Annotated in this window: 10 protein-coding genes; 8 read left to right on the top strand and 2 right to left on the bottom strand. The window is 68.9% G+C overall.

The window, feature by feature from the left end:
• Nucleotides 1–181: 181 nt before the first annotated feature.
• The 4 genes from clpX to LW840_RS16320 are packed head-to-tail and all read left to right on the top strand — an operon-like array spanning nt 182 to nt 5,203.
• Nucleotides 182–1,444: an ATP-dependent Clp protease ATP-binding subunit ClpX gene (clpX, locus tag LW840_RS16335; RefSeq protein ID WP_291260793.1), complete on the top strand. Its 1,263-nt coding sequence runs from the start codon at nt 182–184 to the stop codon at nt 1,442–1,444.
• Nucleotides 1,441–3,873: an endopeptidase La gene (lon, locus tag LW840_RS16330; RefSeq protein WP_291260836.1), complete on the top strand. Its 2,433-nt coding sequence runs from the start codon at nt 1,441–1,443 to the stop codon at nt 3,871–3,873. Before clpX ends, lon begins: the two co-directional genes overlap by 4 nt.
• Complete coding sequence (gene yihA, locus LW840_RS16325) at nt 3,870–4,523, top strand: ribosome biogenesis GTP-binding protein YihA/YsxC (RefSeq protein WP_291260792.1); 654 nt, start codon at nt 3,870–3,872, stop codon at nt 4,521–4,523. Before lon ends, yihA begins: the two co-directional genes overlap by 4 nt.
• A complete protein-coding gene (locus LW840_RS16320) occupies nt 4,520–5,203 on the top strand; it encodes a hypothetical protein (protein WP_291260791.1) in 684 nt (227 codons plus the stop codon). The genes yihA and LW840_RS16320 overlap by 4 nt, the downstream gene beginning before the upstream one ends.
• A gap of 13 nt (nt 5,204–5,216) precedes the next feature.
• Here LW840_RS16320 and LW840_RS16315 read toward each other — a convergent pair whose 3' ends face one another.
• Nucleotides 5,217–5,744: an NUDIX domain-containing protein gene (locus LW840_RS16315; RefSeq protein WP_291260790.1), complete on the bottom strand. Its 528-nt coding sequence runs from the start codon at nt 5,742–5,744 to the stop codon at nt 5,217–5,219.
• Nucleotides 5,745–5,802: 58 nt separating this feature from the next.
• Between LW840_RS16315 and LW840_RS16310 the strand changes: the two genes are divergently transcribed.
• Genes LW840_RS16310 through LW840_RS16295 form a run of 4 tightly spaced genes read left to right on the top strand, consistent with a single transcriptional unit; the run spans nt 5,803 to nt 10,782 of the window.
• The gene (locus LW840_RS16310; RefSeq protein ID WP_291267479.1) at nt 5,803–7,314 is read left to right on the top strand and encodes a chorismate-binding protein; all 1,512 of its coding nucleotides are present in this window, start codon (nt 5,803–5,805) and stop codon (nt 7,312–7,314) included.
• Between the two features lie 11 nt (nt 7,315–7,325).
• On the top strand, nt 7,326–8,900 hold the full coding sequence (locus LW840_RS16305; RefSeq protein ID WP_291277383.1) for an adenylate/guanylate cyclase domain-containing protein: 1,575 nt from the start codon (nt 7,326–7,328) through the stop codon (nt 8,898–8,900).
• Nucleotides 8,897–9,673, top strand: a complete 777-nt coding sequence (locus LW840_RS16300; RefSeq protein ID WP_291260787.1) for a lipopolysaccharide kinase InaA family protein — start codon at nt 8,897–8,899, stop codon at nt 9,671–9,673. The genes LW840_RS16305 and LW840_RS16300 overlap by 4 nt, the downstream gene beginning before the upstream one ends.
• A 20-nt stretch (nt 9,674–9,693) precedes the next feature.
• Nucleotides 9,694–10,782 carry a glycosyltransferase family 9 protein gene (locus LW840_RS16295; RefSeq protein ID WP_291277382.1) on the top strand — a complete coding sequence of 363 codons (1,089 nt, stop codon included), beginning with the start codon at nt 9,694–9,696 and terminating at the stop codon, nt 10,780–10,782.
• A gap of 21 nt (nt 10,783–10,803) precedes the next feature.
• Here the strand turns inward: LW840_RS16295 and LW840_RS16290 are convergent, their stop codons facing one another.
• A complete protein-coding gene (locus LW840_RS16290) occupies nt 10,804–11,415 on the bottom strand; it encodes a Maf family protein (protein ID WP_291267477.1) in 612 nt (203 codons plus the stop codon).
• Nucleotides 11,416–11,420 lie beyond the last annotated feature (5 nt).

The following is an 11,420-nucleotide window of genomic DNA, read 5'->3' as shown; positions in this document are numbered from 1 at the left end:
AACTTGGCGCCGGTTGGGATTTGGCGGGAGGGTGCCGACACTCTCCACCACGGCGTTTCGCTTGACCCTGCCTGTCTCAGGGGTTTAACTCTTCCAGCGGTACGGCGTGGTCCAGCCGTGCCTTGCATTTCTTTGCCGGGCGGGGATTTCGTCCCCGACTTGCCCACTGTACCGGATCGTTATGTCCCACGACAAGCATCTGCGCTGCTCTTTCTGCGGAAAGTCCAAGGACGCCGTCCGGAAGTTCATTTCGGGCCCGTCGGTGTACATCTGCAACGAGTGCATCGCCCTCTGCAACGAGATTCTGGCGGAGGACGAGGAGCGCGAGGTTGCCGAATCGATCACGCAGGTGCCCACCCCGCGTGAAATCAAGAACATCCTCGATCAGTACGTGATCGGGCAGGAGCAGGCCAAGAAGGCGCTGTCGGTGGCGGTGTACAACCACTACAAGCGCATCAATGCCGCGGGCACGGCGCGGGAGGACGACGTCGAGCTGGACAAGTCGAACATCCTGCTCATCGGCCCCACCGGCACCGGCAAGACGCTGCTCGCGCAGACGCTGGCGCGCATTCTCGACGTCCCGTTCACCATTGCCGACGCGACCACGCTCACCGAGGCGGGATACGTGGGCGAGGACGTGGAGAACATCCTGGTGCGGCTGCTGCAGGCCGGCGACTTCAACGTGGCCGAGTGCGAGCGCGGCATCGTCTATATCGACGAGATCGACAAGATCGCGCGCAAGTCGGAGAACCCGAGCATCACGCGCGACGTGTCGGGGGAGGGCGTGCAGCAGGCGCTGCTCAAGATCCTCGAGGGCACCGTGGCCAGCGTGCCGCCGCAGGGCGGCCGGAAGCATCCGCAGCAGGAATACATCCAGATCAACACCAAGGACATCCTGTTCATCTGCGGCGGCGCCTTCGACGGGCTCGAGAAGATCATCGAGTCACGGACGGGCAAGCGCCAGTTGGGCTTCGACAGCAAGAAGGGCGACAGCAAGGTGGTGTCCATCAAGCAGACCACCCCCAAGACGCCCTTCGCGGAAGTCGAACCCGACGATCTGCTGCGCTTCGGCATCATCCCCGAACTGGTGGGTCGTCTGCCGGTGTGCGTGCCTCTGGAGGCGCTCGACGAGGACGCGCTGGTGAGCATCCTCAAGGAGCCCAAGAACGCGCTCACCAAGCAGTACCAGCGCCTCTTCGACCTGGAAGACGTGAAGATCACCTTCGAGGAGACGGCGCTGCGCGCCGTGGCCCAGAAGGCCCTCAAGCGCGGCACGGGTGCCCGTGGACTGCGCGCCATTCTCGAGGAAACGCTCCTCGACACCATGTTCGAACTGCCGACACGCGACGACGTCGTGGAGGTCCGGGTGACCGAAAACGCCGTCTCGAGCGGCGCCCCACCCCTCCTCGAAATCGCGCCCAAGCGGCAGAAGAAGGAAGCCTGAGCACGCAACGCACTTCGAGGACCGGCGGCCCCAAGCTGCCGGTCCTTCCGCTTCGCGACGTGGTGTTGTTCCCCCACGTGGCCATGCCCCTCCTGATCGGGCGCGACGCCTCGCTCGCGGCCGTGACCGCGGCGCTCGAGGGAAATCGGGAAATCCTGCTGGTCACCCAGCGCAACGCCGACGTGAACGTGCCCGCGGGCAGCGACCTGTACCGCATTGGCGTGCGCGCACGCGTGCAGCAGGCCTCCCGCGTGGCCAACGGCACCACCCGCATCCTGGTCGACGGGTTCGAACGGGTGAAGGTGACGCGCTTCGGCACTGTGAAGGCCATGACCCGCACCAGGGGGCTCAAGGCCGGCACCATGCTCGAAGCACGCGTGGAGGCGCTGCCGCTCAAGAAGAGCCGGAGCACCGGCCGGACCGGCGGTGACACCACGCACGCCCGCATTCGCCACGCGCTGGCGCTCTTCGAGGAGTACGCAGGGCTGCAGCGCCGCTTGCCGCCCGAGGTGATCGGTCTCCTGCAGGGGCTCGACGACGAAGAACGCATGGCCTTCGGCATGGCGGCCCACCTGCAGATTCCCATTGAGCAGCGCCAGGCGCTGCTGGGGGCCAACAGTCTTGCCGACCTGGCCGGACAGCTGGTGCAGATGCTGGGCGCCGAACTCGAATTGCTCAAGCTGGAGCGGAAGATCGACGAGCAGGTCCGGGGATCCCTCTTCCAGAACCAGCGCGAGTTCTTTCTTCAGGAGCAGCTCCGCGCCATTCACAAGGAGCTCGGGCAGGAAGAGGGAGACGAGTTCGAGGAGCTGGCGCGGCAACTGGCAGCACGGGGGCTCCCCGAGGCCGTGGCGGCGCGCGCGCAGCGTGAGTTGCGCCGGCTCAAGCGCAGCTCGCCGACCAGTCCCGATGCGGCCGTGGCCCGCGGGTGGCTCGACTGGGTCCTGGCGCTTCCCTGGGAGGCACGCACGGCCGACACGACCGACCTGGCGCTCGCGCAGGCCTCCCTCGAGGGAGACCACCATGGTCTCACCGAGGTGAAGGAGCGCATCCTCGACCACATCGCCGTGCTGGCGCGGGTCGGGAAGCTGGCCGGACCCATCCTGTGCCTGGTCGGGCCGCCCGGCGTGGGCAAGACGTCCCTGGGGCGTTCCATCGCCCACGCGCTCGGCCGCAAGTTCGTGCGCATGGCCCTTGGCGGGGTGCGCGACGAGGCGGAGATCCGCGGGCATCGTCGCACCTACATCGGGTCCATGCCCGGGCGCATCCTGCAGGCCATGCGCCGCGCGGAGAGCGTGAATCCGGTCATCCTGCTGGACGAAATCGACAAGCTGGGCGCTGACTGGCGCGGTGACCCGGCCGCGGCGCTGCTCGAGGTGCTCGATCCGGAGCAGAACCACGCGTTCACCGATCACTTCCTCGAGGTGGACTACGACCTGTCGCAGGTGCTCTTCGTGACCACCGCGAACTCGCTGTCCAGCATTCCCGAGGCGCTGCGGGATCGCATGGAGATCATTCGCCTGCCCGGCTACCTCGAGCAGGAGAAGCTCGCCATTGCGAAGCAGTTTCTCGTGCCGAAACAGCTGGTGGCGAATGGCGTACCCGCCGAACGGGTCGCGCTCGCCGACGACGTGCTGCCGACGATCATCCGGCAGTACACTCGCGAAGCCGGGGTGCGCGATCTCGAGCGCCGCATTGCCCGTCTTTCCCGCAAGCTGGCGCGTCGCGACTGGAGCGGCCGTGGTACGGTGAAGATCACCGCCGCGCAGCTGCGGGAGATGCTGGGCACGCCGCAGCATGGCGACGACGACCCGGAACTTCGGGATCAGGTGGGCGTGGCCAGCGGCCTCGCCTACACGAGCACGGGGGGCGAACTGCTGGAGATCGAAGTGAGCGTGGTGCCCGGCCGCGGCCGCTTGCAACTCACCGGCACGCTGGGTGACGTTATCAAGGAGTCGGCCGCGGCGGCGCTGAGCTTTGTGCGCGGGCGGGCGGGAGCGCTGGGCCTTTCCCCCGATTTCCATCGGACGCGTGACATCCACGTGCATCTGCCGGCGGGTGCCACGCCCAAGGACGGCCCGTCGGCCGGCATCGCGCTGGCCACGGCACTTACGAGCGCGCTCACGGGTATTCCCGTACGTGGCGATGTCGCCATGACGGGCGAGATCACGTTGCGCGGGCGGGTCCTGCCCATTGGCGGGGTGCGGGAGAAGGGTGTGGCCGCGCACCGGCACCGCATCGCGCATGTGATCGTGCCGGCCGGCAACAGCAAGGATCTGGCGGAGCTGCCGGAGGACGTGCGCAACGGCGTCATCTGGCACCCGGTGAAGTCCATGGATGAAGTGCTCACCCTCGCGCTGCGGGGGGACGTCCCGGCCCTGCACGAGGAGCGCGTGATCATGGCGACGGGCGACGAGATCGTGGCATGAGCGAGGACGCGACGCCCGCCACGGGGGCAGCGGCCGATCCCCTGGTGATCCGGCACCTCGAATACCTGGGGCCCATGTCCACGCGCGACGGCTGGCGCCCGGATCCCTCGTATCCCGAAGTGGCCTTCGTGGGGCGCTCCAACGTGGGCAAGTCGTCGCTGCTGAACAGGCTCATGAAGCGCAAGGCGTTCGCGCGCGTGAGCAACACGCCGGGGCGCACCCGCGAGATTCATTTCTTCGACGTGAACCGGCAGTTCGTGCTGGCCGACCTGCCGGGGTACGGCTACGCGCGCATCAGCAAGGCGCGCAAGGCCGAATGGCGCCCGCTCATTGAAGGGTACCTGACCGACAGCCCGAAGCTGTGGGGCGTGGTGCAACTGCTCGACGTGCGCCACGATCCCACCGACGACGACATGGTCATGCTCGACTTCCTGGCCGAGCTGGGGGTGCCCACCATCTTCGCCGTGACCAAGGTGGACAAGCTGCGGCGCGCCGAGGTGGCACCGCGCGTGCAGGCGCTGGCGCGACAGCTTGGGCTCGATCCTGATCAGATCGTGCCCTTCAGTGCCCAGACCGGACAGGGGCGCGACGAGTTGGCGTCCGCGCTCATGGCCTTGCTCGCCATGCCACACTGGAAGGAGGCGCCATGACGCGCCTCGTACGGCAGCCGGCGCTCGCGCTGCTGGCGTGCGTGGCGCTGTCGGCCTGTGCGAGTGCCGGGCCCGCGGCGGCGCAGGTTCCGCCCACCGGCGTGCCACCCGCAGGTCAGGCGGGCGTCCCCGGGGACACCCTTGATCCGAACTGGGTCCCTGCCGGGTACGGCACCCTGCGGCAGGACGACATCGCGCTCAAGTCATCGCCGGCCAACGGCCTGCAGATCCGCGCCATTCCGCTGGACGAGCGATTCATCCGGTTGCTCTCTCCCGATTCCTACCGATCACTGCGGGAGCTGCAGGCCAGCAAGGCGCAGGCGCTGCTGGCGGTGAAGGAGCGCAATCGCCTCCCGTCGTATTCCATCTGGTACGTGAGCTTTTTCGCGCTCGAGCAGGGTGAGACCCGCTTCTCCCCGCAGGAATTCATCATCTCCAACACCGGTCGCGATTTCCGACCGCTGGACATCGTGCCGCTCACGCCGGGGTTTGGCGAGTACCGACTGAAGCAGCGCGAGGTCCAGTCGGCGCTGCTGGTGTTCGACGGGCAGATCGATCTCAATCAGCCCGTCACGGCCCAACTGGAAAGCGTGCCCAGCGTGACCGACTGGAACACGATTCTGCAGCGGGTGGAGCGTGAGCGCGCGCTGGTGCGCTCCCGGGCGGCGGCCAAGCGCTGACCCCCTCCGGCGCCTACGGCACCCGCAGCACGTCTTCCACCGGCCCGGCATCGCCGTGGCGCAGCAGGTGCAGCGTGTACTGCACGGCCTGATGCTCCCGTGGCCAGGCCAGCCGCTGGAGGGCCTCGGCTGGCGTGAGCCACTCCCAGGCGTCGTGTTCGACGCCGGGTACGACCGGCTGGTTCGGCTCCATCACGGCGGCAAACACGACCGCCAGCTGCACGCTGTCGTACGGATGCAGATAGAAGGGGTTCACGGTAATGCTGTAGAGCCGCGCGGGTGACCGTCCGGTCTCCTCCTGCACCTCGCGGCGGGCCGCGTCGGCGGGACGCTCACCTCGCTCGATGCGCCCGTGCACGATCTCCCACGCCCCCGTGCAGCGGGTACCGGCCGCGCGGCGCATGGCCAGCACGCGCCACTGATCGGTGCTGCCCTCCGGTGCAGGAGTCAGGACCACCACATCCACCACCCGCACATCGACGCGGGTCCCCACGGGCTGGGCATCCTGGAGTGCATCCCGCGGCGTTGTGTTCTCTGCCATGCGCGAATGCTAGGCGATCGGCTTCCCCACGGCGAGCGTCGCGGCGAACTTTGTGGCGATGACCGCCTTTGAAGATTTCCGTGCACGTGCCGCCGCCTGCACGGCCGCTGGTGGCCTCGTGCCGGTATGGCGCGACTGCCTGCTCGACCTCTGCACGCCCGTGTCCGCGTTGGCGAAGCTGCGCCGTGGCCCGTTCGCGTTCCTGCTCGAGTCGGCCGTGACACGCGGTCAGGCGTGGTCACGCTACACGTACCTGGGCACGGAGCCGCGGGGGGCGTGGCGCCTCAAGGATGGCATCGTGCACGACTGGAGCGCCGAGCAGGGCTGGCATGGGGCCCGCTCGCCGGACGATCCGCTGGGCGACCTGCGGGACATCGTGCGCGCCATGAACCCGGTGGCCGCGCCCGAACTTGGCGAACTGTGGAGCGGCGCGTTCGGATTCTTCAGCTATGACACCGTGCGGCACATCGAGCACCTGCCCCATGCGCCGCGCCGGGCACTCGAGTATCCCGATGCCTGCTTCGTATTCACGGACGCGCTGGTGGTCATCGACAACTGGCGGGGCCAGGCACGCGTGATCGTGTCGGTGCCCGTCCCGGCCGGTGCGAACGACGCGCAGCTGGCGCAATTGCACGCGCGCGCGATGCACACGCTCGAGGAGACCACGGCTCGCCTGCAGGGACCGGAGGTACTGCCGGCGCTGGCGCTGCACGAGGACGCCCTGCCGGCGGTCGGGCGCTCCACCTATGCGCGGGCCGACTTCCTGCGCGACGTGGACCGGATCAAGGAGTACATTCTCGCGGGCGACGTCTTCCAGGCGTTGCTGGCGCGACGCATGGAAGTGCGCCTCGACTTCGACACCACCACGCTGTACCGCACGCTGCGCGCGCTCAACCCCAGCCCGTACATGTTCCACCTCCAGCTGGATGGGCTCGAACTGGTGGGCAGTTCACCGGAGATGATGGTGCGCGTGGCCGATGGCAAGGTCACGGTGCGCCCCATCGCCGGCACGCGGCCACGTGGCCGTACCGAGGCGGAAGATCGCGCCCTCGCCGATGAACTCCTGCACGACGAGAAGGAGCGTGCCGAGCACGTGATGCTCGTCGACCTTGGGCGGAACGATGTGGGGCGCCTCGCGCGCTACGGCACGGTGGAGGTGACCGACCTCATGGTCATCGAGCAGTACTCGCACGTGTTTCACATCGTGAGCCAGGTGGAGGGGCAGCTTCCCCCCGGGGCGAGCGCGCTCGATGCCTTCCGCGCCGTATTCCCGGCCGGCACCATGACCGGGGCGCCGAAGGTGCGCGCCATGCAGATCATTGACGAGCTCGAGCCGGAGCGGCGCGGCGCCTATGCCGGCGCCCTGGGGGTGATCGGCGCCGGCGACACGCGCATGGACCTCGCCATCACCATTCGCACCTGCGTGATCGCCGACGGCGTGGCGTCGGTGCAGGCGGGGGCCGGCATCGTGCACGATTCCGTGCCTGAGAAGGAGTGGGACGAGACCGAGAACAAGGCCCGCGCGATGCTCACCGCCATCGGACGCGCCCGTGCGGCGTCGCCGCCCTGATCATGCGCCTCGTGCTGCAGTCGGTCGCGGGAGACCGCCGGTTTTCTCTCGCCGGGCGTCAGGCGCTGGTGGTGGGGCGCGACCCCGTCAGCGATTTGCCCATTCTCGACCCGGCCGTGTCACGACGGCACGCCGAGCTGCGCGTCGATGCGCGTGAGCCGCTGGTCCATGTCACCGATTTCGGCTCCCGTAACGGCACCTGGATCAACAACGCCCGCATCACGCGCGGGGTGTTGCGTCCCGGCGATCGCATCGCCTTCGGCACGGTGGCCTTCACGCTCGAGGAGGGCGCGCCCACCCCGGTCCGCGCGACACCGGCCGTGTCGTCGTCCGACCCCGGCACCACGCTGCTCCGCGAGCGCGTGGTGCCCTCGCGGGACCAGGCGCTGGCCGACGTGGCGCGCGATACCGAAGGCACCGAGCGGGCCACACAACGGCTCACGCAGCTGGTGCGCATCGCGCAACGCCTGGGAGCCTTCGGTGACCTCGACGGGCTGCTCGAGGCCATCGCCTCGGAGCTCTTCGACACCTTCGATGCCGACCGCGTGGCCATTCTGCTGTCGGCCAGCGATGGCCTACTCGAGACGCGGGTGTCCCGCGATCGGCGCGGGGCGATTCCCCGGCCGGTACCGCGCGCGATTGCGCACGGTGTCGCCGAGCGGCAGGTGGCGTTGCTGACCAACGACGCCTCCAGCGACGCGCGCACGGCCGGCGAGTCGGTGCTGCAGCAGTCGGTGAAGTCGGCGATGGCCGCGCCACTCATTGGCGAACACCGGGCCACGCTCGGCGTGCTGTACGTGGATCACCTGCGTGACCGGGCGGTGTTCGATGACGACGACCTGGCGCTGCTGGTGGCCTTCGCCGCCATCGCCGCCGCGGCGGTGGAGCGCGAAACCGCCGCGGAACAGCTCTCGCGTGCCGCGCGGGTGCGCGAGAATTTCGAGCGGTACTTCACACCGCAGATTGCCGAGCGGATCGCCGCCACGACCCACCAGGTGGAGCCCGGCGGCACGCGGCTTCCCGTCGTGGTCATGTTCACCGACATCCGCGGCTTCACCGCCATTGCGGAGTCGTTGCCGCCCATGCAGATGGCCAATCAGCTGAACGAGTACTTCACGGTGATGGTCGAATGCGTGTTCCGCCATGGCGGCGCGCTCGACAAGTTCATCGGCGATGCCATCATGGCCTATTGGGGCGTGCCGGAGGCGCGGGACGACGATATCGACGGCGCCGTGGCGGCGGCATTCGACATGCAGGGCGCCTTGGCGGCGCTGAATGCCCGCTGGCGCGAGGAAGGCCGCCCCGAACTGCACATCGGCATCGGCATCCATCATGGCGACGCCTTCGTGGGCAACATCGGGTCCCCCCGGCGCCTCGAGTTCACGCTCATTGGCGATACGGTCAATGTGGCGAGCCGGCTGTGCCGCCTGGCCCAGGCCGACGAGGTGCTCGTGAGCGAAACCGTCGTGGAGCATGTCAGTCGCTCGCGTATCCTGCCGGTGCACTGCCGCTCGCGCGACGACCTCCGGGTGCTCCGGCGTACCAGCAGCGACAGCCCGGTCTGGCAGGTGGAGTGCCCCCGATGACCATGGAGAGCGCGGCGGTTGGCGTGATCCCCTCTCGGCGCGCCACGGTGCACGCGGCGCCGTCGTGGCTGGCACCACTCGTGTCGCTCGTCGAGCAGCACGGCACCCTTTACGAGTGGGCCGCGTCCCAACCGCAACCGCGGGCATTGCGCGGACGCGCCCCCGTATATGTGGCCCCGCTGCCCCCCGAGGGGCCCAGCGTGGTGGTGCGGCATGCGTGGCACGGGGGGCTCCTGTCGCCGCTGACCCGGGACGTGTTCCGACGTCCGACCCGCGCGCCCGTGGAGATGGCGAATTCGCGCCGCCTGCGCGAGCTGGGCGTTCCCACCACCGAGGTCATCGGCTTCGCCCTGTACGATGCCGCCATGGGACTGGCCCGGGTCGATGTGGTGACGCGCTACGTGCGCGACACCGCCGACCTGGGCATGGTCCTCGCCGGTCTCGCTCCGGCCATCGACTGCGACGCGGCGCTCGCCGCGACGCTCGATCTGCTTGCCCTGCTCGCCCGGCACCGCGTTCTGCACCCCGACCTCAACGTGAAGAACATCCTGCTCGAAACACCGGCCGGGGGTGCCGCTCGCGCGATGGTGATTGACGTGGATGTGGTCACGCTGGGCGCAACGTCCGTGCGCCGAACGATGGAGCGCAACGTGGCGCGACTCGTACGCTCGCTGCGCAAGTGGAAGCAGCAGTTCGGCTGTGAGCTGGCCGAGCAGCGCATTGCCGCGTTTGCGGCGGCGGCGATCGCGTGCACGCCGGCGGAGGCGGCGTGACGTCCCACCAGACGCCGGGCGTGCCGACCACTCCCCCGCTCCCTCCGGTACGGCTCGACCGCATCGGCATCGTGATGATGAGCGCCGTCGGCGACGCCGTGCACGTGATGCCGGTGATTCACGCGCTCAAGGCACATGCGCCTCAGGCGCGCATCACCTGGGTCCTGCAGCCCGGTCCGGCCACGCTCGTGCGCGGGCACCCGCTGGTGGATGACATCGTGCTCTTCGACCGATCGCGCGGGTGGCGGGCGTTTCTCGAGACGCGCGCGGCCCTGGCGACCCGCGCATTCGACGTGGTCCTGGCGCTGCAGGTGTACTTCAAGGCGGGGCTGATTACCGGCTTCACGCGCGCCCCGGTCAAGCTGGGCTTCGATCGGGCACGGGCGCGAGATGCCAACTGGCTCTTCACCACGCACCGCATCGCGCCACATGCCGGCCAGCATGTGCAGGGGCAGTACTTCGAGTTTCTCGACGCGCTGGGCGTTCCGCACGGCACACCGTCGTGGACGCTCGGCCCGTGGAACGAGGAAGAGCAGCGCTGGCAGCGCGAGTTCCTCTCGCGGTTCGACCGCCCCCTTGCGCCCATTGTGGTGGCCACCAGCAAGCCCGCCAAGGACTGGATGCCCGATCGATGGGCGGCGGTGTGCCGCCTGCTGTGGCATGAATATGGGCTCCAGCCCGTGCTGGTGGGCGGGCGGTCGCCGCGCGAGGTGGCGGCGGAAGCGGTGATCCTGCGCGAGGCCCCCATGGCGCACTCGGCCTTGGGCAGTGGCCTGCGCCGGCTGGCGGCCATCCTGGATGGCGCTGCGGTGGCGTTGTCACCCGACACCGGTCCGCTGCACCTTGCCGTGGCGCTGCGCACGCCGGTCGTGTCACTGCTCGGGTATACCAACCCCAAGCGGGTGGGCCCGTACGACTACGCGCACGATCTCATGATCGACGCGTACGGTGATCCGGGTGAGGACTACCCCATCGACATGACGTACCGCGAGGGGCGGGTCGAACGCATTACCGTGGATGACGTGGCCGCGAAGCTGGCGCTGTGGCAGACACGCTATCGCGAGGCGCGGCTCGCGGCGCTGGAGGCGCGCGGCCTGCGCGGTGGGTAGTGGGCCCGTGGTGGCCAGCGCCTACGACACACACACCGGCCCGAACGCGTATTCGTAGCCAAGTTCGCGAATGAGCCCCACGAGGCGACCGAGCGGCAGTCCCATGACGGCGAAGTAGTCGCCGTGAATGCGTTCGACCAGCGTGGCACCGAAGCCCTGAATGCCATAGGCACCGGCCTTGTCCATGGGCTCGCCGGTGGCGACGTACTGCGTGATCTGCTGGCGCGTGAGCGGGCGGAAGCGCACCGTCACGGCCTCGACGCCCGAGAGGGTACGCCCCTCGTGTGCCACGGCCACGGCGGTGACCACGGTATGCTCGCGCCCCGACAGACGCTCGAGCATGGCCACCGCCTCGCTGGCGTCCGCCGGCTTGCCCAGAATGGCGCCGTCGATGACCACGATGGTGTCGCTGCCGATGACCACGGCGTCGGGGTGCTGGAGGGCCAGGGTGTGCGCCTTCGTACAGGCCAGCCGTTCCGCGTGCGCCACCGGCTCCTCGCCGGGCCACACCGACTCATCGATATCGGCCGGCCGTACGTCGTGGACGATGCCGATCTGCGACAGCAGTTCCCGCCGGCGCGGAGATTGCGAAGCCAGGATGACGTGCACGGGCGTCCGGTTTGGCGAAGTCATGCGGT

Origin of the sequence: Gemmatimonas sp., assembly GCF_021298855.1 — a bacterium.
Taxonomy (GTDB): Bacteria; Gemmatimonadota; Gemmatimonadetes; order Gemmatimonadales; family Gemmatimonadaceae; genus Gemmatimonas.
Note: the sequence above shows the minus strand (reverse complement) of the source record. Positions and strands in the feature narration are given on the sequence as shown.